The following is a 22,015-nucleotide window of genomic DNA, read 5'->3' on the forward strand; positions in this document are numbered from 1 at the left end:
GGGATCTACCGGCCGGTGAGGAGTGTGGCGAAACGGGTCCGCAGTTCGCGCTTGAGCACCTTGCCGGTGGGCCCGAGCGGGAAGTCGGCCGGTGTCCGGACGATGCTCACGCCGGCCAGTCCGGTGAGCCCGGCCCCGGACAGTGCCTTGTTGGCCGCGTCCTGGACCTCCTCGGCGGTGCACTGGTCGGCTTCGGCCTGCAAACGGACGACGGCGAAGGGCAGTTGGCCCTGGCCGGCCGGCCCCGGCAGGCCGATCACCGAGCAGTCCTGCACCAGCTCGGCGCAGTCGGCCAGCAGCACCTCCTCGATCGGCAGGCTGTAGACCGGGCCGGCGGCGGTGTCGATCACGTCCACCGTGCGGTCGAGGTGGTAGAAACTGCCCTCGGCGTCGCGCCGGGCCAGGTCGCCGGTGAGCCAGTAGCCGGCCAGCTCGAAGGTGCCGGTGAGCTTGGGGTTGTTCCAGTACCCGGGGGTTCTGGACGGGGTGACCACGCCGAGCATGCCGACCGTGCCGTCCGGGACCTCCTCGCCGTCCTCGTTCAGCACGGCGGCCTTCAGCACCACCTCGAGCGGCTTGCCGACGCAGCGGTCGTTACGGGTGCTCTCCGGCGTGGTGACCTGGCCGAACAGTGCCATGCCCATCTCGGAGGAGCCCAGGCCGTCGATGAACTGGGAGCCGGGCAGCGCGGGTTGCCCGTCCTGCTGCTGTGGCAGCAGCCAGGGCTTGATCAGCCCGGCCGGCCGCTCACCGAGCCGGACCAGCCGGCGGATGTGCCCGTAGTGCGCACTGTCCCCGGTGTTGAACCAGGAGTGCACCTTGGCCGCACCCTCGACCGGCAGCTCACCGGTGGCCAACTCGACGAAGGTGCGCGGGAAGGAGGCGACCATGGTGGGCCGGAAGGCCCGCATCACCGGCTCCACCACCACGCGCCGCCAGTCGGACATCACCACGGTCGGCAGGCCGAGCAGGGTGGCGGTGAGGAAGTAGCTCAGACCGCCCGCGTGGGTGTGCGGCATCAGTGACATCAGCCGGTCGTACGACTCGGCGGGGAAGCGCACCATCCGCGGCTGCTTGCCGTCCCAGAACTGACGGTGCGCCAGCATGGTGGACTTCGGCGTGCCGGTGGTGCCGGAGGAGTGGATCAGCGCGACCACGTCCTCGGCCGCGTGCTCGTACGGGTAGACCTCGGGGAGCTGGGCCGACTCGGCGTCGAAGGCCTGGATCTCGGCCGCCATGGCGATGAAGCGCGGGCGCGAGCGCGGGTCCTCGCGGTAGGCGGCGGCGAGCCGGGTGGGGTCGTCCGCGACGATGCCGACCACGCCCACGTGGTTGAGATAACGGACCATCACGTCGTGCCGCATGGCGTCGTTGATCAGCGCGGGGACGGCGCCCAGCGCGGTCAGCGCGAAGAAGTGCAGCAGGGGCTCCAGGCCCTCACCGACGACCACCCCGACCGGCTCGCCGGGGCGCACGCCGTTCGCCCAGTACCACTTGGCGTAGCGGTCCCGCAGGGCGGCGAGGTCGAGCAGGCTGTGGCCGCGCAGCACGACGGCGCCGCGATGGTCGGTGTGGTGGCTGTAGGCGAACGGGACCGCGCGGTTGGGGTTGACCGCGATGGCGTGGTCCAGGAAGTTGCCGGCACCGAGGGTGGGCTCGGTCATCAGCTGCTGCCGGGCGGCGAGGGGTGCGATGGAACTCTGATCGCTCATGGCGGTCTCCCGGTGCGAGTCGCCCGGCGCGCGCTCTTGTGGAACGGCTGCCGGGTGAACTGGTCGACGAGGTCTGGTTCTCAGCGGAACGGGGTGGTTCGGGTGAGGTGTGTCCGTGGAGCTCTAGAGCTGGGCGAGGATCTCCGCGACCACGCGGTGGCCGGAGCGGATCGCGCCCTCCATCAGGCCGAAGTACTCGGTGCTGGTCTCGGTGCCGGCCCAGTGCACCCGGTGGTGCGGCGTGGTCAGCGTCGGGCCGAGCCGGAGCCAGTCGCCTGGTCCGAGCAGCGCGGCGTAACAGCCTTGGCTGAACTGCTCGTTGACCCAGTCGGTGAGATGGAAACCGATCGGTTCCGGCAGCATCGGGAACAGCCGGGCGGCCTGCTCGACCGCCGTCGAGCGCTGCTGCTGCGGGGTCAGCGCCGCGTACCGGTGCGCCTCGCTCCCCGTGACGAAGCCGGTCAGCACGCCGACCCCGCCCTCGGGCGGTGAGTCGTCCACGGTGGACAGCAGCGGGCCCTCGGCGTTCACCGACCAGCCGGAGAGCCCGTGCTCGCGCCAGAGCGGCCCGGGGTAGACCAGGTTCACCTTGACCGCGCAGCCACGGGCGGTCCGCTCGCTCGCCCGGCGGACCGGCAGCGCGGGCCGGTAGTCGACGGCGTCGGCCAGCAGCGGCGGCAGTGCCATCACCACCACGTCCGCCCGGTGATCGCCGTGCGGCGTACGGACGGTGACCCCGTCGTCGTCCTGGTGAACCGTCAGGACCGGCTCGCCGAGCCGTACCCGGTCACCCAGCCGCCCGGCCAGCAGCTCGCACGCCTGGTGGGCGCCACCGGCGATCCGGTCCTGCTGGGCACCGCCCTCGAAGGCGTTGAGGTACCGGAGGCCGCCGCCCGAGCGCAGGTAGAACGCCAAGTGCAGGACGGAGACGTCGGCCGGGTCGGCGGCCATCATCTCGCCCAGGAACAGCGGGAAGAACAGCCGGGCGTCCGGGTGGGTCAGGTGCTGATCGGCCCACTCGGCGGCGGTCAGGGTGTCCAGCCGCTCGGCGTCGGGAGTGAGCCACGGGGCCTCGGGCCGTACGGCGGTGGCGAGTTCGTCCAGCAGCTCGAACAGGTCGCCGAGCGCCACGGCGTTGAGCGGTGGGAACCGCCCGTCCCGGGTGGCGTGTTCGGCGCCCAGCGCGAAGCGGCTGGCGCCCTGCATCGTGGTCGGGGTGGTCTTGAGGCCCAACTCCTCTACCAGGGCGTTCAGTTCGGTGTGCCGATCGCCGAGGTAGGCGGCGCCCGCGTCGATCCAGGAGCCCGACCCGACCCGGCGGCCGTGGGTACGGCCGCCGACCCGGTCGCGGGCCTCCAGCACGGTGACCTCGATCCCGTGGGCCGCCAGTCCGGTCGCCGCCGTGAGCCCGGCCAGCCCGGCCCCGACCACGACGGCGCTGGTGGCGCCCGCGCGGTCGTGCTTCACCGGGCGGCCGCGATCTGCTCGGCGAGGCCCTGCGGGGTGGGCGCCAGCACGAAGTCGTCGAAGGTCAGCTCGACGCCGTGGCTCCGGGCGATCGCGCTCAGCACCCGGGTCGCGATCAGCGAGTCGCCGCCCAGCAGGAAGAAGTCGGAGTCGGACGCGACCTCGGTGCTCTCCAGTACGCGACGGAAGATCGCCACCACGCTCTCGACGTCGCTCCCGGGGTTGCCGGGTGTGCCGCCGGAGTCGGCGGAAGTGGTGGTGTCAACGCTCATCGAAGGTCTCCTTTGACCTGTCAGTGGGCTGTGTCAGTGAGTTGCGTGGCGCAGGTGCGAGCCTGCGCGGTCGACCTTTCCGCTTACGGTGAAGACGAGTTGGGGGACCACGGTGATCCGGCTCGGCACCAGATGGCCGGGGACCCGCCCGTGCAGGTAGGACCGGACGTCGGCGTCCAGGGTCCCGGCCGTCGCGGGGGTGCGTGGCACCAGGTAGGCGACCAGCGCGGACCGGCCGGCCAGCGTGGTCCCCACCACGGCCACCGCGTGCACCCCGGGGTGGCTCGCGATGTGGGCCTCTACCTCCGCCGGGTCGACCCGGATGCCGCGCACCTTGATCTCGTGGTCGAGCCGGCCCTGGTGGGTGAGCACACCGTCCGGTGAGCTGCTCACCCGGTCGCCGGTACGGAACCGGCGTTCGCCGTCGACGGCGGTGAACCTGGCTTCGGTGGCCTCGGGCAGCCCGAGGTAGCCCAGCGCGAGCGCGGGCCCGCCGATCAGCAACTCGCCCTGATCGCTGATCTGTTGGACGACGTGCGGAAGGGGCCGCCCGATCGGCGCCCGGGTGCCGCTGCCCCAGTCCCAGCCCGGGGAGGGTGCCTCGGGGCCGTGCAGGTCGACGGCATGGGTGATCAGGGTGGTCTCGGTGCAGCCGTAGGTGTTGAGCAGCCGGATCCGTCCGGTGTCCAGGCGGCTCCAGTCGTCCAGCCGGGCCGGGTTCGCCGCCTCGCCGCCGATCACCAGCAGGCGGAGGCAGGCGGGGAGGGCGAGCCGGTCCTCGGCGAGGTGGAGCACCAGCTCGTGCCAGAAGGCGGTCGGCAGGTCGAGGACGGTGATCTGCTCCCGTTCGACCATCCGCAGGAAGCGGGGGAACGATCCCGAGTGCGCTTCGGCGTCGAGGACGAGGGTGGCTCCTGCGGTGAGGGTCGGCAGGATTTCCTCGAAACAGGTGTCCCAGTTCAGCGAGGCGAACTGCAGGACCCGGTCCTCGGGCGTCAGACCGAACAGCTCGCGCAGCGAGTGGACGGTGGCGGAGATGGCCCGGCGGGGGGTGACGACCGGCTTCGGCTGCCCGGTCGAGCCCGAGGTGAAGAGGATGTAGGCCGGGGTGTCGGGGGCCGGGGGGCCGGTGATTTCGGCCGACTGGTCCGACTCGGCCGGATCAGCCCCCAGATGATCTAACTCCAGGTATTTCAACCCGGGTTGGTCTGCCATTCCAGGATCGGCGCCGAGCACGGTGCGGCAGTCGACCGCCGACAGCATCGCCTGCTTGCGTGACGGCGGGAATGCCGGATCGACGGGACAGTAGGCGCCCTCGGCCGCCAGTACGCCGAGCAGCCCGACGACCGTTTCCGGTGTGTGCGCCGCCGGTACGGCGACCACGCCGGGATTGGCTCCCAGGCGTGCGGCAAGTGTGTTCACCAGCTCGTTGAGCCGGTGATAACTCACGGCGCTCCCATGGTGGATGAGCGCCGGACGATCCGGGTAGCGAAGAGTAGTTTGCCTGAACGCGTCAAAAAGGTCGGAAGTGACCTCGCTGGCGCCGCGATAATTTGACATGCCCGCCCCAGGTAATGCTTCGCGAGCCCTCATTCGTGCTCGGCGATCCGGGACTCTACCTTCGAACATGTGTCGCCACAATGGTTGTTGGGGCCGTTTCCTCCAGGTGGAGTGGTGGACCTGTGAACAGGCATGGTCTGGCGGGAGGGGGGTAATGTGCCGATACTCGACTCCGGACCGTGCGCGCTCGGCTGCGTCGGGTGATCTTCCGGTCGCCCGGCCCGGGGGCGTTCCGCCGACCGGTTTTCGAGACCGGCTTGATGGTGCGTCAGAAATGGCCGAGAAGCGCCACTTTGGCGGTCGCGCATCGCGTGGTGTCGGTGAACTTCCTGTGCCTTCAGTCGAGTTCGGTGCTCCGTCGACTGGGAAGAGCGGCACAGGCCGGCCGCCCGGCGCTGCCGGAAAAAGGACCTGGCAGATCGGCGGGAGGGGCGCTAGGGTCATCGGCGATGACTACTCACTCCGTTCACAGATCGGGGGTCCCATCCGCGCAAGGTGAGTGCTGATGCTCACTTGGACCGCGAATGGGGATTCCCGAATTTCCCGCTGGCTGCGCGTGCGCGAGTTCGCCGTGCCGGCCTCCATGATCGAAACTGCCACCGCCCGCCGTCGTGCGGGGGACTGGGCCGGGGCGTGTGCCGCCGCAGGCGTCGACATCGACTTCGGCCTGCGCCACCTGTCGCGCACCCACGGGCAGGAACTGGTGGCCCGGGTACGGGCCGATCTCCGCCATCTGGCGCCCGACCTACTGCGGTGGCACCTGCCGAGGATCGCACCGGACGGGCTGCTGCGCCCGGGCCTGACCATCGAGCTGGCCCGGTACGGGACTTCGGGGTGCGACGGGGACCGCCCGGTGCAGCTGGTGGCCCGGACACCGCCTGCCTGGGCGGACGCCGGACAGCGGATCAGCCTCGCGTTGTGGGACGGGTCCCAGTCCGAGGCGGCTGCCTGGGGCCCGCCGCATCCCCGTCCCCACCGGCGCTTCCGCCTCGACCTGCACCGTCACCTCTGGGACGCGCGCAGGGCCGATGAGCTGGGGGTCCGGTCCGGGGCCGAGGGAAGGCCGGCGGACCTCCCGGATCTCACGGGTCTGGTGCCGCCCGGGTACCGGTGTGCCGTCGACCGGTGGGCGGCCGAAGCGGCCATCCTGCTCCACGCCGAGGGCCGGACCGCCGGTGCCGTCGGCGTACGGCTCAGTGCCCGACACCGGCTGGTCCTGGAGCTCGCCGCAGACCGGGACGGCCCCGGGCCGCCCGCTCTGCAGATCGCTTCGGCGGCCCTGGATCGCGGCGCCCACCCGCTGCCCGTCCTGCCCGATGCGGCGACCTGGGTGCTGCCCGACCTCGACCTGCTGCGCGCCGGGCTGATCGAGGCCGATCGGCTGCACCCGCTGGTCGCCTCGGCGCTGGTCCCCGACCACTCGCCGACCGGTCCTTCCCACCGGCCGGACCTGGCCGGGCAGCCGCAGCTGGTGGAGTGCCGGGGAGCCCGGCACCGGATCGGCCTGGTCGACGGAGTGCTGGCCGCACTGGACCACGACCCGGCCGAGATCCGCCGCGAGGAACTGCTGGCCGCGCTGTCCGGCACCCCACTGCCCTGCCTGCAGGCGATCGACGTGGCGCACCGTCACCCGGACTGCCTGGTCGGCGTCCGCGAGCGGCTGGACCACGGTGACACCGCCGGTGCGCTGGCCGTCGTCGAAGGGCTGCTCGGCCCCGAGGCACTGCTGCGCAGCGGCGACCTGCGGGACGAACTGGAGACCGCCGCGCTGCGCCGGGTCACCTACGGACTCTTCCGGGCGGGCCTGGTCGGGCCCGGCACCGGGCCGCTGCGCGGCCGGTCGGACCGTCGCCGTACCGCCGGCAACCGCTCGCGTTCGCGTCACGCGCTGACCCGCTGACGCTCGGGGCTTCGCCCCCCCACTCCACCCCTTCTCTACAGACAACAGGTGATCAGACATGTCCTCGTACCCCCAGGTGTCCCAACTCGACATCGCCGGAGAGCTGTTGGCCCTGCTCCGGGACTCCACCACCGAGCCGCGCCCCGACATCCAGCTGGAGGCGCTGACCCTGACGGTGGCCGCCGATCTGCCGGTGCTGCTCTGGGGCGAGCCGGGGATCGGCAAGACCGCAGCCCTCACCCAACTGGCGGAGACCCTGGACCTGCCGCTGACCACGGTGATCGCCAGCGTCCACGAACCGTCCGACTTCTCCGGGCTGCCCATCGTCGGCGACAACCCGGCCGAACAGGGCGTGCCGATGGCCCCGCCGGACTGGGCCGTCCGGCTGGTGCGGGCCGGCCGGGGCCTGCTCTTCCTGGACGAGCTCTCCACCGCGCCACCGGCCGTCCMGGCGGCGCTGCTCCGCCTGGTGCTCGAGCGGCGGATCGGGGCCCTGCAACTGCCGCCCGGGGTAAGGATCGTGGCCGCGGCCAATCCGCGCGCCTCGGCGGCCGACGGCTGGGAGCTGAGCGCGCCGCTGGCCAACCGCTTCGTCCACCTGCAGTGGACCCACGACCACGAGGTGGTGGTCCGCGGCCTGGGCGGCACCTGGCCCCGGGCGACGCTGCCCCGCCTCGATCCCGAACGGCTGTCGGCAGCCGTGGAGTTCGCCCGGCGTGCGGTCTGCGGACTGCTCGCCGCCCGTCCCGGGCTGGTACACCGGCTGCCGTCCAACGAGACCCGTCGCGGCGGGCCCTGGCCGTCGCCCCGAAGCTGGGACATGACGCTGACCCTGGTCGCCTTCGCGACGGCCGCCGGCTCGTCCAGGGAGGTCCTCTCGCTCCTGGTCCGTGGCACGGTGGGGGACGGTCCGGGGCTGGAACTGCTGGCGAGCCTGGACCGGATGGACCTCCCCGACCCCGAAGAGCTGCTCGCCGACCCCGCCGGTGCGGCGCTGCCCGAGCGGGGGGATCTGCGGCAGGCGGTGCTCGACGGAGTGGTGGCGGCGGTCCGCAACCGTCCGGAGCGGGACCGCTGGGACTCCGCCTGGGCGCTGCTGGTACGGGCGTTGGAGACCGGGGCACCGGATCTGGTGGTGGTCCCGGCGAACACCCTGGCGGCTCTGCGCCGCGAGGACTGGGACGTACCGGCGGCCATCGAGCGGCTCGCCGGGGTGGTCTCGCTGTCCCGGCGGGCCGACCAGGTCGCCGCCCGGGTCGCGGTCGGCGCGAAGGCGGGCCGATGACCGCACGAGGAGTACCGGCCGCACCGGAAGTACTGGACCGGGACCGGCTGTTCGCCGCCCGGCTGCACGCCGCCCGGGCCCGGCCGTACCTGGCGACGGCGCTGTTCGCGCTGCACGTGGTGGAGTCGCGCCGGGTGCCGACGATGGCCGTCGACCGGCACTGGCGGTGCTACGTCTCCCCGGCCTTCGTGGCCCGGACGCCGGAGGAGGAGTTGGCCGGGGCCTGGGTGCACGAGGTGTCCCACCTGCTCCGCGACCATCACGGGCGCAGCGACCGGGTCGCCCGGGAACGTGGGCTGACCGGCCCGGGGGAGCGGCTGCGGATGAACATCGCGGCGGACTGCGAGATCAACGACGACGTGTTCGGCGACGGTCTGGTCCAGCCCGAAGGCGCCCTCCAGCCACGTGACTTGGGGCTGTCCGCGGGCGAGCTGATGGAGGACTACCTGCGGCAGTTCCGGCTCGGGCCGCACACCCAGAGCCTGGCCTGGCTGGACTGCGGCAGCGGTGCCGACGGGCTCGACCGGGACTGGGAGCTGGGACCGGACGGCGCATACGGCCTCAGCCCGCAGGAGCGCGACGCGGTCCGGTTCCGGGTGGCGCAGGGCATCACCGGCCGGCTCGGCAGCGCGTCCCAGGGGTGGCAGCGCTGGGCGGAGGAGGCGTTCCAAGCGCCGCAGCCGTGGCGGGAGTTGCTGGGAGCGGCGGTCCGCTCCGCAGCCTCCGGCTCCGGTGCGGGCGAGGACTACACCTACGGCCGCCCGTCGCGTCGCTCGGCCGGACTGCCCGGCGTCGTGCTGCCGAGCCTGCGCCGCCGCCCGCCCCGGGTCGCGGTGATCATCGACACTTCCGGGTCGGTCAGTGACGCCGAACTGGGCAGCGCGCTGCGGGAGGTGGCCGCGATCTCGCAGGCCCTCTGCGGGCGGCGCGACCTGGTGAGCGTGCTGCCCTGCGACGCGGCGTCCGGGATCGTGCACCAGCTGTGCCGGGCCGAGGGCATCCCGCTGGTGGGCGGTGGCGGGACGGACCTCCGGGCGGGCTTCGCCAGGGCACTGCAGACGGGACAGCGGCCGGACGTGATCGTGGTGCTGACCGACGGTCAGACACCCTGGCCGAGCAGCCGGCCACCGTGCCGCACGGTGGTTGGCCTGTTCCCGCGCCCGCGGCCGGCCGGCTCCTGGGACGAGGACGACCCCGACTACGTACCGGACACGCCACCGGACTGGGCCCGGGTGGTGGAGATCGGGTAGGGCCCAATTCGCGGGCGCGGCGGGGCGGCGTGTGGTTAGTGTGCCCCACTGTGACCGACTGGACTGCAATCGAAGCCGCTGACTGTGCCGTACCCGCCGACCGTTCGATGGCGGAGCTGGTGAGTGAGCTCTCCGCCGCGCTGGCGGATCCCGATCCGCTGATCCGGGACGGCGCGCCGTACGCCGTTCTCTGGACCTGGATTGCCCGGGGGGTGATCGAGGAGCCGCTGCGGCTCGCGCTGGGCGACGAGATGGCGGCCCGCTTCCTCGACCAGGAGGTGCAGGCCCGCACCTTCGCGCCGCTGGTGCTCGACATGCTGGTGGAGCAGGGTGACCACCGGTCCGGCTGGGTGGACGCGTTCGAGCTCTGGTACTCGACGGAGCAGGACCTGCGCGGCTACGACGGGGAGCTCGGCTGGTTGCACGCGGTTGCGCACGGCGCGGACCTGCTGGGCAGCTTCGGGCTCCACCCCGAGGTGGATCCGGTACGGATGCTCGACCTCGCCGCCGCGCGACTGACCGCGCCCACCACGTACGTCTTCGACCAGCTGGAGGACGACCGGCTGGCGAAAGCGGTCGCCCTCGTCCTCACCCGGCCCGGCCTCGCCGAACACGACGCGACGGCCTGGCTGGACCCGATCGCCACCCACTTCGGAGCCGACCGGATCAGCACGCCGGTGCCCGCGCAGCTCAGCAACTGCCTGCGCACGCTGCGCCTGCTCTACGTCCTCGCGGACCGGGGTGTACGGCCCACCAGCGAGTCGGCGCCGGAGGCCCTGCAGCACCGGGCGGCGGTCAAGGAGCGTCTCGCCACGGTCCTCGACGCGATCGTGCAGCGGTGAGCGCGGCGTTCAGGGTGTCAGTACCCGCTTCAGGCGGGCGAGTTCGGCCAGGATCCGGCGCCCCTGGGGGCTGATGCCACGCACGGCGTCCCCGGCCAGCCGGGGGTTCACCGGCAGCACGTGTTCGGCCCCGCCGGCCTGGACGGTCATCGCCGTCAGATCGTGCGTGATCACATCGTGCAACTCCTGGGCCATCCTGGCGTGTACGGCCTCGCGGACCAGTTCGGTGCGCGCCGTCGCGGCCCGGTCCGCCAGCTCGGCCAGCTCCGTACGCCGGGCTCGTGCCCACAGTCCCCAGACCCAGCACGCCACAAAGGGGACCGAGTACGCCACCGAGATGCGCGCCAGCTGCCAGGCCGAGAAGTCGCCCAGGCTGCCGTCGGCGACTCCCCGCGCCATGGCCAGCGGCCCGACCGCCAGCACACTCAGCAACGCGGCCCGGGACACCCGGGGGGAGCCGAAGCAGGCGGCCCAGCGGGCCAGCAACAGACAGCCGACCTGCAGCAGACCCGGTTCGGCCCCGGCGAGCAACTCCCCGACGCCCACCGCGATCCCGGCCAGTACGACCAGGTCAGGATGCCGGCGGCGCAGCAGCATCAGGGCCGCGAACACCACCCCGACGGCCAGACTGCCGAGCTGCGGCCGACCGAACGGCCCGGGCAGTTCGGCCGCCGCCCACCCGCCCAGCAGCAACAGGCACATCGCCCAGGCGCCGTCGCCGACGGCGGGACGCTGGAGGAACCATGCATGGAGTCGGTACACGCCGCCAGCGTAGGCAGCCGACCACTGACCCCGAGTCAGCCGCTGAGGTGACCCGCCCTCCTCCTCCGGAGGTACGGACCGGGTGGGGAGCATCGCTCAACGCGGCGCCTGGACATCCGCGTTCGGCTGGGTGCGGCGGGCGTAGGCGCGGGCGGCGCGGACCCGGTCGCCGCAGCGGGTGGAGCACCAGTGGCCGCGGCCGTGGCGCAGCAGGTAGCGGGTGCAGGGGGTGGAGCCGCAGGCGGTGAGGCGGTCGGCGTCGGGGCTGGTGAGGAGGTCGGCCGCGTTGGCCGCGAGGGTCGCCAGGGCGTGGTCGAGGATCTCGGTGGTGGGGCACGGCGCCGCCCGGTAGGGGCCGTTCGTCTCGTCCCAGTACAGCAGGGCGGCCGTGGGGGCCCTGGTCAGCGCGGCATTGACGGCGGACAGAGCCGTGGGCAGAGCGGGCACCCCGGCCGTCCGGGCGGCGAACAGGGACCTGATGTGCTCGCGCATCGAGCGCAGCTGCGTCGCGCACATCTCCCGCACCCCGGCGTCGGCCGGCGCGAGGTCGCGTTCGGTGAGCCAGTGGTTCGCGGCCCCGGGGGTGCCGAGGAGGTCGATGAACTGCCCGCCGGGCAGCGCGACGGCGCTGTTGACGAAGTCGAGGGCGAGGTAGTCCGCCGCCCCTGGCGCGGGCGGCAACACGGATTCGGCGGTCTGGGTCTCGCTCATGACTCTCATGGTACGTCTTGCGCTCTTCCGTGAGAACCCGCTAACGTTCATCACGGATAGACCGCTACTCATCCGTGAGGTGTCTGAATGACCAGTACCAGCACGACTTTTGAGCAGATCCCCGTCCGCGTCTTCGGCGGTCCGACCGCCCTCTTCGACTACGGCGGCCTGCGGTTCCTGACCGATCCGACCTTCGACGCCCCCGGCGACTACGAGCGGCCGGGCGCCCTGCTGACCAAGACGGCGCCCGCTGCCGCCGCACCGGCCGGTCTCGGCCGCATCGACGTGGTGCTGCTCTCGCACGACGAGCACCCCGACAACCTCGACACCTCCGGCCGGGCCCTGCTCGCCGAGGTCCCGCTCACCCTCACCACGCCCGGCGGCGGGCAGCGCCTGGGGGGCCGGGCCAGGGGGCTGGCCGACTGGGAGTCGGTCGAGCTCGACCGCCCCGGCGGCGGCACGGTCACCGTGACGGGCGTGCCCGCCATCCACGGCCCCGGGGCCCGCGAGCAGGTCGAGCCGGTCACCGGCCAGGTCATCGGCTTCGTCCTGACCGGCGAGGGCCTGCCCACGGTCTACGTCAGCGGCGACAACGCCTCGCTCGACGCGGTCGAGCAGATCGCCGGACGCTTCGGCCCGGTGGACACCGCGATCCTGTTCGCCGGGGCTCCCCGGTTCCCCGTGCTCTTCGACGGTGCGGTCCTCGTCCTGGACAGCGCCCAGGCCGCCGAGGCCGCCGGGATCCTCGGCGCCCGCCGGGTGGTTCCGGTCCACTACGACAGCTGGGCCCACTTCACCGAGGGTGGTGACGAACTGACAGCCGCGTTCGCCAAGGCCGGCCTGGCCGACCGCCTGGACCTGGGCGACCGGGGCTGACGGTGCCGGCCGGGCCCACCGACTGTACGGCCGTTCCGATCCGCCGGGATCACACCGAGCCCCTTGTTGGCAAGGCCCGTGCGAGAACGTCCGATTGTCGATCGTGCCGGGAACGCGAACTGACTCTCCATCAGTTGCAGGAGTGACGGGCCCTGCCCGTGCAATCCGTCAACGATCAGGAGAACCACCGTGCGCATTCTCTTCACCGGCCCGGCCGCGCCCAGCCACCTGTTCCCGATGGTGCCGACGGCACAGGCCCTGCGGGCCGCCGGGCACGAGGTCCTGTTCGCCAGCCCGAAGCCGCTGGACCAGCTTCGGGAGGCCGGCTTCCCGATAGTCGAGATCGGCGACGGCCGGTCGCTCCGGGAGTCCTTCGAGGCCGTCAGTGGTGAGCAGCCGAGGTACGCCAGGCCGGATCTGACCCAGGACCAGATCCTCGACATGGCGGCCGCCGCCTTCGCGCACGCCTCCCGGGCCACCGTGGACGGGCTGCTGGCGACCGCCGGGGAGTGGGAGGCCGACCTGCTGATCCATGACTCCTGCCTGGCCTCGGCCCAGTTGGTCGCGGCCAAGCTCAAGATCCCGGCGGCACTGCAGAACTTCGGCTTCACCTCCGGCCTCGAGATGGCGGCGCGGCTGGCCGGTCACTTCACCGACCTCTACGAGGCACACGGCGTGGCCGCCCCGGCCGAGACCACCCCGCTGAACATCGTCCCGGCCTCGCTCGGCGGCGACCCGGGCGGCCTGCGGATGCGCTACCTCCCCTACAACGGCGGCGGTGTGGTCCCCGCCGAGCTGCTGCGCCGCGGCACCCGGCCGCGAGTCGCGGTCACCCTGGGCACCGTGGTCACCGAGATCGACGGCGTGCACGCGATCACCCGGCTGATCGAGGCCGCCGCCTCGGTGGACGCCGAGTTCCTGCTCGCCGTCGGTGGCGCCGACCTCACCCACCTCGGCACGCTTCCGGCCAACGTCCGCCCGCTGCCGTGGGTTCCGCTGGCCGAGTTGCTGCGGGTCTGCGACGCGGTGGTCCACCACGGTGGCTCCGGCAGTGCGCTCACCGGCCTGCAGGCGGGGATTCCCCAACTGCTGCTTCCCCAGGGCGCCGACAACTTCGTCGTCGCCGACACCCTCGCCGCCACCGGTGCCGCCCTGCGCTCCAGCTCCGGCGACGTCGACACCCCGCTGCTCGCGCGCCTGGTCGGCGACCCGGAGCTCCGTGACGCTGCGGTCCGCCTCCGGGCCGAGAACGACGCCCTGCCCACCCCGGCCGCCCTCGTCCCCGCCATCGAAGCCCTCGCGAACGCTCGGCGCTGACCCGTACCGTCCGGCGCCGGGCCMCAGGTCGGAACGCCTGCGGTCCGGCGCCGACGGCTCAGCTCAGCGGTCGGCAGAGCAGGGCGTCGGGCACCCCGCCGTGGTTCCACTTCCAGGTGAAGGCGACCCCCGCGACGTACTCCCGGTCGGTGCACTGGCCCTTGTAGTAGCCGGGGGCCCAGTCGCTGGCAACCGAGCCGCCGTTGGCCGGCCGGTTGTCACTGTGGTCGAACCACACGTTCCGGCCCGATGTGGGCAGCGGAGCGTTCGCCTGGGCGCAGAGCAGGGACGCCATCGCGCTGCCCCGGACGCCGTAGCCGACCACGAGTTGGCCGTCCGGGCACTGCAGCTTGTTGTACCCGGACGCCCAGTCGCCCCCCGTCACGTAGCGCTCGTCGGTGACGCGCAGGTAGGGCGCGTTGGTCAGCCCGGGCTGGGCCGAGTCGGTGCACAGGCCCCGGCTGTCGCTGCGGCCGAGGCCGGTCAGGCGTTGGCCGTCCGGGCAGTTGCCCTTGCGGGCGCCCGAGTCCCAGTCGGGCAGGGCGAGCATCCGGGACGAGACGATGTAGTCGCCGTGGTCGAGGTTGAGCATGTTCCAGTGGTCGACCCGGGCGACAGGCCCGGTCAGGCCCGGAGCTCCGACCAGCCTGCGCCAGTCCGTCACCCGCCAGTCACCGGGATCGTCGATGCTCAGCCGGGTGCCGTCGGGGGCGTACGAGAGCAGGGACCAACTGTCCAGCGGGGCACCGTCCTTGGTCCAGCCGACCAGCGGCCAGATCGCGAAGTCGGTGTCGTTGGCCACCAGGATGTCGGTGAAGTTGCGGAGCCAGGCCTGCTCCTTGGCGTCGTTCGAGCCACGGCCGCCGGCGCCGAACTCGCTGATCCACACGGGGGCGGTGAAGTGCTGCCCGGACTGGGTGACGAACAGCGCCTCCCGGTCGACCACCTGGGCGAGCTCGGCGGCGGTGAAGTCCTGGTAGCGCGGGTCGCTGGTGGCCCCGAGCCCGCTGCCCGCACCGCTGTTGGCCGGGCCGGTGTAGGCGTAGAAGTGCGCCGCGTACACCAACTTGCCTGAGCTGATCAGGGTGTTGGAGAGGGTGCGGACGGGGGCGAGCACCGGCCGGCCGTGCGGCAGCCCGTCGAGCGGGATGCCGTACCAGTTGATGCCCTCCATGATGACGAGCAGGTCAGGCGCGGCCTGCAGGATCCGGTTCCCGGCGGCCTCGAAGGCCGCGTTCGCGTCGTGCGAGTCGCCCCAGCCCCAGTTCGGGTCGTCCCAGACGTCCCGGCGGATCTCGTTGCGCAGGTCGGCGCCGACCACCCGCTTGTTCGCCCGGTAGCGCTCGGCCATGAAGACCCAGTCGGCGATCCACTGCTCGGTGGACTGCCCGCTGTTCCAGCGCTCGTTGCCGTCCAGTCCGCAGCACCAACGGGCGCTGGTGGTGTGGTTGTTGAGGATCACGGCGAAGCCGTCGGCGGTCAGCGCGGCGACCACCGCGTCGAACACCTGGAGTCCGGTGGACCCGCGCAGCTGGGGGTTGGCCGCGACGGCCGCGTCCGGCACGACCGTGCTGTCGTGGAGCAGGGCGTTGGAGAACGGGAGCCGGATGCTGTTGATGCCGAGCCCGTGGAAGTCGGCCAGGATCTTCGCCATCGGGACTCGGTCGAGCCCCAGCGGCATGTTGTGCCCGTCCTCCCCGTGCATGTGATTTGCCGGATCACCGATGTCGCCGCTGCCTTGCCAGGTGCCCTGGGCGCCCTCCCAGTTGCCGGACTTCAGCTTGAAGCGGTCGCCGTTCGCGTCGACGATCCAGCGGCCGCGGGTACTGAGCGGGCCGGTCCAGGACGCGGCGAGCTGCGCACCGGTCTGTGGTGTCGCTGCGGCCGGGGCAGCGGACGCCGCGTTCAGGCCGGCGGGTAGTCCGGACAGGAGGGCGGCGACGCAGAGGGCCCGGCTGAGGGCCCTCCTGATCGTGCCTGACCTGGCGTTTCTCACGGTCTCTCCCTTGAGGGTTAGGGTACGAGGCAGTGCAACTGGGTGAATGTACGCACTCAATGAATCACTGTCAGCCCTTGAGCCCGTCGCTGGCTACCCCTCGGTAGCAACGGTCGGATGTCAGCTCGGCAGCCGGGGGACGTACGTCGCACCCCGGTCGGACGGAAGGTCCGGGCGGCAGCCGCGGGTCAGCAGTGGGCTGGTCCGGCGGCGCAGCGCGGTGCCCGGGCGGTCCAACTGCCGCCACTCGGGCCGCAGGACGGCGACCAGGGTGACCAGCAGGTAGCCGAGGCCGGCGACGGTCAGGGCGGGAGTGAGCCCGGCCGTGCTCGCCGCGAGGCCGCCGAGCAGGCCGCCCACCGGGATGCCCGCCCAGACCACGGAGTCCCTGATCGCCCGGACCCGGCCGAGCAGCGGGCGCGGTATCCGTTCCAGCAGCACCGCACCGATGATCGGGTTCACGAAGCCCGCGCCGAAGCCCGATACCGCGAACACGGCGGTTACCAGCCACAGCGGAAGGTCCAGGGCGAGGACCAGGAAGCGGGGCGCACCGGCGATCAGAAAGCCCGTCAGGAACACGGGTCTGCGGGGCAGCCGGGCCGCGTACACGGCCGCCAGCAGGCTGCCGCCCAGCGCCGTGACACCCATGGCGCCGGCCACCAGTCCGATCGCGGACGGCCCGTGGCCGGACTCCCGGGCCCAGACCGGCAGCAGGACGCCCGAGAGGGCGGCGTCCAGCAGGTTGGTGGCCGCGAACAGCGCGGTGACGGTGATCACCAGTGGCTCGCCCCGGAGGAATCGCACGCCCTCCCGGAAGCCCTCCCAGTACTTCTGGCCAGGGCCGTCGGCGGGCCGGCCGACCCCGCTCGGCAGCAGCCCGCCGATGATCAGTGCACCCGCCAGGAAGGCCGCCGCGTTGAGCAGCAGTGCGGTCATCGGCCCTGCCAGGGCGACCGCCGCGCCGCCGCCGACCGGGCCGACCGTCGAGGCCAGCCGGTTCACCACGCCGAGCAGACCGGTCGCCCGCTCCAGCGGCACCCCGCCGAGCTCGGCGGTCTCGGGGAGCAGGACGTCCTTGGACAGGTCGCCGGGGCCGCGCACCGTCCCGACCAGGGCGACCAGCAGGAGCAGAGCCCAGAGCGGCAGCAGGTCGAGCGCGTGCAGCAGTGGGACGAGTCCGACCGCCAGGGCACTGACCGCATCGGCGGTCCAGGAGATCAGCCGGGCCCCGAGCCGGTCGACCACCGGGCCGGTGAGGCCCTTGCAGAGAACGTACGGGACGAGTTCGCAGAAGGCGGTGAGGCCGGTGCTGGTGGCGCTGCCGGTGGTCACCAGGACGAACCAGGGCAGGGCGATCACCGACACCGCCGTGCCGGCCTGGGCGAGGCTGATCGCGGTCAGCAGTGCCCGGTACGGACTTCGGCTCCCGGTCACCGGATCTCCCCGACGGCTGTCTGCGGGACGGTTCTTCGATCGGTTGAGGACACGTGGAACCACACCGCACTGACGGCGGCGCTCAGTTGAGGGCGCATGGCCGTCACTGTAGGGGGATCACTCTCCCCCGGAGCAACTGAATTCGGCCTGCGCCCCCAACGGTCAGAGCTGCGCGGTGATCTCGGTGGCCGTCCGGGCGCCGGAGACCAGTGCGGCGTTGAGGGTGGCGTTGTCCACGTCGGTGTGTTCGCCGGCGAAGTGGATCCGGCCCTCCTGGACGGCCTCGTAGCCTGCGAACGCGGTGTACTGGCCGACCTTGTAGTAGTGGTACGCGCCCAGGTGCCACGGGTCGAGCGACCAGTGGTCCTCGTACGCCCGGCCGTTGTAGGCGGCCGTGGTGCCGGGGTGGACGTGTTCGATCTGGGCGAGGAAGGCGTTCACGTCGGCGGCCGGGGCCGGGCCGTGGGCCGCTCCGGTGAGCCGGTCGCGGGCACCGTCGCCGCCGGGGAAGTTGACCAGCAGAGCCGGTGCGCCCGCCTCGCCGAGCTGGACCGAGCCGTCCCAGGCGGTCTGGTAGCCGAGCGGGCCGGTGTTGGAGATGCCGTTGTACCCGAGGGCGGGCCAGGTCTTCCGGGTGAGCTGGGTGACCAACTTGGCGTTCTGGCCCATCCCTTGCTCCCGGATCGCGGTCAGCTTCAGCGGGGACAGCTGGGCCCGGGAGAGATCGACCTTGCGCAGCGTGCTGAACGGCAGCGCCAGCACCACGTGGTCGGCCGGGACCGAGACGATGCTGCCGCAGTGGTCGAAGGTGCAGGTGTAGCTGCCGTCGCTGTTCCGGGCCAGGGCGATCAGCTCGTACCCCTGCTTGACCGCCCCGGCCGGCAGCTGGCCGACCATGCCGGTCACCAACTGGTCGTTGCCGCCGACCAGATGGTACTTCTCGTCGAAGCCGCGGCCGCCGGCGAAGATGCTCGACCCGCCGAGGAAGCCGACCATGTTCAGGGCCGAGGACTGCCCGGGCTCGCCGCCGGTCTGCAGCTGGAGGGCCTGGATCAGCTGGCCGAGCCGGGAGTTCGGAGGTAGGCCGATCTCGGCGAGGTAGTCCAGGCAGGAGAGTTGGTCGAGCCGGTGTGCCTCGGCGGTGTAGTTGTCGTAGCGCGGTGTGCCGATGGCCCGGTAGGAGGCGCTGAACGCGTCGAAGGCGCTCGCGATCCAGTCGTCCTGCTGCTGACTGCCGCTGTAGAGCGAGTCGTTGACCCACCCGGCGTAGTCGCCGGTGTCCAGCTCGCCGCCGTTCGCGTACTCGCGTTGCAGGCCGAGGCTGTTGGCCAGGTTGAGCACGGCCTTGTCGGTGGAGCTGATGAACGAGCCGCCGTGCTCGCTGACCTGGCCGCCCTCGAAGAAGCCGCGCAGCGACCAGCAGCGGCCGCCGAGGTGGGTGGTGTCGGCCTCGTAGACCGTGGCGGCGACCGGCTTGGCCCGGTTCCACAGCTGGTGGGCGCAGCGCAGCCCCGCCAGGCCGGCCCCGACCACCACCACCCTGGGTGCGGTGGCCGCGGCGGCCCGGGACGGGGCGAGCAGACCGGCGGGTACGGAGGCGGCGGCGAGCGCACCGGCGGTGCCAAGGAGCTGACGGCGGCTCAGCCGCTGCTCGGCCCGCTCGGCCCGCTCGGCCTGCTCGCCCCGTTCGCCCCGTTCGCCCCGTTCGCCTCGTTCGGCTCGCTCCCCGGCGACCTCGGCGACGGGCATCCGGCGGCGCCGGGCCTCGCCGAGGGCGGCGAAGACCGCTCGCAGCGGTTCGGGCAGCCCGGCCCGGTCTCCGGCGGGGGAACCGGAGCGGGTGGCGGGCAGGCCGGTGGGTACACGGTCCATGTGGTGCCTCTTCTCGGGAGGGTGGCTTCCCTGCGGCATCAAGTGGGGGACCGCAGGCGGAGACAGTTCGGAGAGGCTCGCGCGGCGGCGTGGCGCCCGACGCGTTCTTCGAGTTGATGGGGAGTGAAGCGCCTGCGCAGCACTGTTGTCAACGGTGTTGCGCACCGGACCGAGTACCGGGCTGCGGGCCCGGCACCCGGACCCGGCCCGCCGTCACGCCTTGCGGACGGCCTCCGCGCGCTGCTCGACCGCGGTGATCAGAGCCTCGACCCTGGCGTGGAAGATCTGGTCGTGCGTCACCTCGGCCAGCTCCCGGCCCAGCCGGGCGATGTTCGGGAAGCCCTCGGCGTCGACCAGGCGGTACTCGCGGCTCCACGACGACTCGTCACCGGCCCTGACCTCCGGGTCGAAGAGCAGGTAGGCGGCCCGCTGGCCGACGTAGGCCAGCAGCGAGTCGCCGACCATCCGGTAGTGGACGGCCGCGTCGACGCCGTCCAGGCCCGCCTCACGGACGGCCCCGAGGATCAGCTCGACCACCCGGAACTCGTTGGCTCTCCTGGTGGTCCGGCTGGCCATCGCCGAGCTCACGGCCGGGTACTTGAGGGCGACCGCGAGCGAGCCGTCGGCCAGCGCCCGCAGCCGTCCCTTCCAGTCCAGACCGGCCGGGATGCTGTCGAGCACCTCGCCCAGGGTCCGGTCGGCGACGGAGAGCAGCAGCTCGTCCTTGTCCCGGTAGTGCCGGTAGATCGCGGTCGGATCGGTGCCCAGCTCCTCGCCGAGACGTCGGACCGTGAAGGCGTCGGCACTGCCTCGGGCGGCGATCCGCAGACTGGCGTCGATGATCGCTTCGGGTGTCAGCTGGGCGCCAACGCGCTTGCTGCGGGCGGGAGTCACAGGTGGCTTCGACATGGTCTCCATAGTGTATCGACCTGGGGCGAAGTTAGCGCAACACCGTTGACAACGGTGTTGCGCTGCCGTTCACTCCTCCTCAACAACACGACGCGCGGGCCAGCCCGCCGAGGGGAACTTCCGTTGACGACACAGGACATACCGGGGCAGCACGGGCAGCGGGCGGACACCGTCTTCGTCGGTGGCCGGGTTTTCACCGCCACCGGCCCCGCGCCGGTCGAGGCCGCCGTGGCGGTCGCCGACGGCCGGATCATCGCGGTCGCCGACGAGGCGTCGGTCCGGCTGCTGGTGGACCGGGACACCGAGGTGGTCGACCTCGCGGGCGGCCTGCTGGTCCCCGGATTCCAGGACGCCCACGTGCACCCGGCGGTGGCCGGCGTGCAGATGCTGCGCTGCGACCTGTCCGCCGAGCGCTCGGTGGACGGCTACCTCGCGGTGGTCGCCGGGTACGCCGAGGCCCACCCCGAGGCGCAGTGGATCTGCGGCGGCGGCTGGTCGATGGACGTCTTCCCCGGTGGCGTCCCGACCCGGGCGATGCTCGACGCCGTGGTGCCGGACCGGCCGGTGCTGCTCACCAACCGGGACGGCCACGGAGCGTGGGTCAACTCGGCGGCCCTGCGGCTGGCGGGCGTCGACCGCGACACCCCCGACCCGGCGGACGGCCGAATCGAGCGGGAGGCAGACGGCAGCCCGGCCGGCACCCTGCAGGAGGGGGCGATGGACCTGATTGCCGCCCACGTCCCGGTCGCGACCCCGGAGGAGGCGCAGGCCGGTCTGCTGGTCGCCCAGGAGTACCTGTTCTCGCTCGGGGTGACCAGCTGGCAGGACGCCATGATCGGCGCCTTCCCCGGCAATCCCGACAACTACCAGGTCTACCTGCGCGCGGCGGCCGACGGCTCGCTGAAGGCCCGGGTGGTGGGCGCGCTCTGGTGGGACCGCGAACGCGGCCTGGAGCAGCTGCCCGAGCTGGAGGAGCGCCGACGCGGCGGACAGGTCGGGCGGTTCGCCGCCACCACCGTGAAGATCATGCAGGACGGCATCGCGGAGAACTTCACCGCCAGCATGCTTGAGCCCTACCTGGACGGCTGCGGCTGCCCCACCCAGAACTCCGGACTCACCTTCGTCGGCCCTGAGTTGCTCACCGAGGCGGTCTGCGCACTGGACGCCGCCGGCTTCCAGGTGCACTTCCACGCGCTCGGCGACCGCGCCGTCCGCCAGGCCCTCGACGCACTGGCCGCCGCCCTCGCGGCCAACGGCGCGGGGGACAACCGCCACCACCTGGCGCACCTTCAGGTGATCCACCCCGACGACCTGGCCCGGTTCGCGGAGCTCGGCGCAGGCGCCAACATCCAGGCACTGTGGGCCGCGCACGAGCCGCAGATGGACGAGCTCACCATCCCGTTCCTGGGCTCCGAACGTGCCGCCTGGCAGTACCCGTTCGGGGACCTGCAGCGGGCCGGAGCCCGACTGGTGGCCGGCAGCGACTGGTCGGTGAGCAGCCCCAACCCGCTCTGGGGCATCCACGTCGCGGTCAACCGGGCCGTACCGCCGGCCGCCCCCAACGCCGCGGAGGACCACAAGCCGCGCGAGCCGTTCTACCCCGAGCAGGCCCTGACGCTCGCTCAGGCGCTGACCGCGTACACCGCAGGCAGCGCCTGGGCGAACCACCTCGACGAGATCACCGGCACGGTCGAGGTCGGCAAGTGCGCGGACCTGGTCGTGCTGGACCGCGACCCCTTCGAGCACCCGGCCGAGGAGATCGGCCTCACCCGGGTGCTGCGCACCTACCTGGACGGCCGAGCGGTCTTCACCGCCACCTCCTGACCGCCACCTCCCCCCACGAAGGACCC

At 72.5% G+C, this 22,015-nt stretch carries 17 protein-coding genes; 7 read left to right on the forward strand and 10 right to left on the reverse strand.

Annotation, left to right across the window (positions count from 1 at the left end; all coding sequences use genetic code 11):
• Positions 1-5: 5 nt before the first annotated feature.
• The 4 genes from ACXJMZ_RS03560 to ACXJMZ_RS03575 all read right to left on the reverse strand — a co-directional run bounded on the left by ACXJMZ_RS03560 (position 6) and on the right by ACXJMZ_RS03575 (position 5,455).
• Positions 6-1,712, reverse strand: coding sequence for a class I adenylate-forming enzyme family protein (locus ACXJMZ_RS03560; protein ID WP_457028492.1), 1,707 nt, complete (start codon positions 1,710-1,712; stop codon positions 6-8).
• A 123-nt stretch (positions 1,713-1,835) separates the two neighbouring features.
• Positions 1,836-3,179, reverse strand: a complete 1,344-nt coding sequence (locus ACXJMZ_RS03565) for a flavin monoamine oxidase family protein (RefSeq protein WP_457028493.1) — start codon at positions 3,177-3,179, stop codon at positions 1,836-1,838.
• The gene (locus tag ACXJMZ_RS03570) at positions 3,176-3,451 is read right to left on the reverse strand and encodes a phosphopantetheine-binding protein (RefSeq protein WP_457028494.1); all 276 of its coding nucleotides are present in this window, start codon (positions 3,449-3,451) and stop codon (positions 3,176-3,178) included. The genes ACXJMZ_RS03565 and ACXJMZ_RS03570 overlap by 4 nt, the downstream gene beginning before the upstream one ends.
• A 33-nt stretch (positions 3,452-3,484) precedes the next feature.
• Positions 3,485-5,455 carry an amino acid adenylation domain-containing protein gene (locus ACXJMZ_RS03575; RefSeq protein ID WP_457028495.1) on the reverse strand — a complete coding sequence of 657 codons (1,971 nt, stop codon included), beginning with the start codon at positions 5,453-5,455 and terminating at the stop codon, positions 3,485-3,487.
• A gap of 61 nt (positions 5,456-5,516) precedes the next feature.
• On the opposite strand from ACXJMZ_RS03575, the gene ACXJMZ_RS03580 reads away from it, so the two are divergent.
• The 4 genes from ACXJMZ_RS03580 (at position 5,517) to ACXJMZ_RS03595 (ending at position 10,288) form a co-directional block, all read left to right on the forward strand.
• The gene (locus ACXJMZ_RS03580) at positions 5,517-6,911 is read left to right on the forward strand and encodes a hypothetical protein (RefSeq protein WP_457028496.1); all 1,395 of its coding nucleotides are present in this window, start codon (positions 5,517-5,519) and stop codon (positions 6,909-6,911) included.
• A gap of 58 nt (positions 6,912-6,969) precedes the next feature.
• On the forward strand, positions 6,970-8,196 hold the full coding sequence (locus tag ACXJMZ_RS03585) for an AAA family ATPase (RefSeq protein WP_457028497.1): 1,227 nt from the start codon (positions 6,970-6,972) through the stop codon (positions 8,194-8,196).
• Positions 8,193-9,446, forward strand: a complete 1,254-nt coding sequence (locus tag ACXJMZ_RS03590) for a vWA domain-containing protein (RefSeq protein WP_457028498.1) — start codon at positions 8,193-8,195, stop codon at positions 9,444-9,446. Before ACXJMZ_RS03585 ends, ACXJMZ_RS03590 begins: the two co-directional genes overlap by 4 nt.
• Before the next feature lie 119 nt (positions 9,447-9,565).
• Positions 9,566-10,288 (forward strand): DUF2785 domain-containing protein, encoded by a 723-nt coding sequence (locus ACXJMZ_RS03595; RefSeq protein WP_457028499.1) that lies wholly within the window; start codon positions 9,566-9,568, stop codon positions 10,286-10,288.
• Positions 10,289-10,297: 9 nt separating this feature from the next.
• Here the strand turns inward: ACXJMZ_RS03595 and ACXJMZ_RS03600 are convergent, their stop codons facing one another.
• Both ACXJMZ_RS03600 and ACXJMZ_RS03605 read right to left on the reverse strand, forming a co-directional pair.
• Positions 10,298-11,050 carry a DUF7134 domain-containing protein gene (locus ACXJMZ_RS03600; protein ID WP_457028500.1) on the reverse strand — a complete coding sequence of 251 codons (753 nt, stop codon included), beginning with the start codon at positions 11,048-11,050 and terminating at the stop codon, positions 10,298-10,300.
• Between the two features lie 96 nt (positions 11,051-11,146).
• Positions 11,147-11,761, reverse strand: a complete 615-nt coding sequence (locus ACXJMZ_RS03605; RefSeq protein WP_457028501.1) for a CGNR zinc finger domain-containing protein — start codon at positions 11,759-11,761, stop codon at positions 11,147-11,149.
• Positions 11,762-11,848: 87 nt separating this feature from the next.
• On the opposite strand from ACXJMZ_RS03605, the gene ACXJMZ_RS03610 reads away from it, so the two are divergent.
• Together ACXJMZ_RS03610 and ACXJMZ_RS03615 are read left to right on the forward strand one after the other, a co-directional pair.
• Positions 11,849-12,637 (forward strand): MBL fold metallo-hydrolase, encoded by a 789-nt coding sequence (locus ACXJMZ_RS03610; protein WP_457028502.1) that lies wholly within the window; start codon positions 11,849-11,851, stop codon positions 12,635-12,637.
• Positions 12,638-12,826: 189 nt separating this feature from the next.
• The gene (locus tag ACXJMZ_RS03615; protein WP_457028503.1) at positions 12,827-13,954 is read left to right on the forward strand and encodes a nucleotide disphospho-sugar-binding domain-containing protein; all 1,128 of its coding nucleotides are present in this window, start codon (positions 12,827-12,829) and stop codon (positions 13,952-13,954) included.
• A 58-nt stretch (positions 13,955-14,012) separates the two neighbouring features.
• Here ACXJMZ_RS03615 and ACXJMZ_RS03620 read toward each other — a convergent pair whose 3' ends face one another.
• The 4 genes from ACXJMZ_RS03620 to ACXJMZ_RS03635 form a co-directional block, all read right to left on the reverse strand.
• Entirely contained in the window at positions 14,013-15,950 is a 1,938-nt protein-coding gene (locus ACXJMZ_RS03620) for a glycoside hydrolase family 5 protein (RefSeq protein ID WP_457028504.1), read from the reverse strand.
• Positions 15,951-16,070: 120 nt separating this feature from the next.
• Positions 16,071-17,384 carry an MFS transporter gene (locus tag ACXJMZ_RS03625; RefSeq protein WP_457028505.1) on the reverse strand — a complete coding sequence of 438 codons (1,314 nt, stop codon included), beginning with the start codon at positions 17,382-17,384 and terminating at the stop codon, positions 16,071-16,073.
• A gap of 162 nt (positions 17,385-17,546) precedes the next feature.
• Positions 17,547-19,256: a flavin monoamine oxidase family protein gene (locus ACXJMZ_RS03630; protein WP_457028506.1), complete on the reverse strand. Its 1,710-nt coding sequence runs from the start codon at positions 19,254-19,256 to the stop codon at positions 17,547-17,549.
• A 213-nt stretch (positions 19,257-19,469) separates the two neighbouring features.
• Positions 19,470-20,165 carry a TetR/AcrR family transcriptional regulator gene (locus ACXJMZ_RS03635; protein ID WP_457028507.1) on the reverse strand — a complete coding sequence of 232 codons (696 nt, stop codon included), beginning with the start codon at positions 20,163-20,165 and terminating at the stop codon, positions 19,470-19,472.
• Between the two features lie 123 nt (positions 20,166-20,288).
• On the opposite strand from ACXJMZ_RS03635, the gene ACXJMZ_RS03640 reads away from it, so the two are divergent.
• Positions 20,289-21,989, forward strand: coding sequence for an amidohydrolase (locus ACXJMZ_RS03640; protein ID WP_457028508.1), 1,701 nt, complete (start codon positions 20,289-20,291; stop codon positions 21,987-21,989).
• Positions 21,990-22,015 lie beyond the last annotated feature (26 nt).

Source organism: Kitasatospora sp. P5_F3 (genome assembly GCF_054049135.1).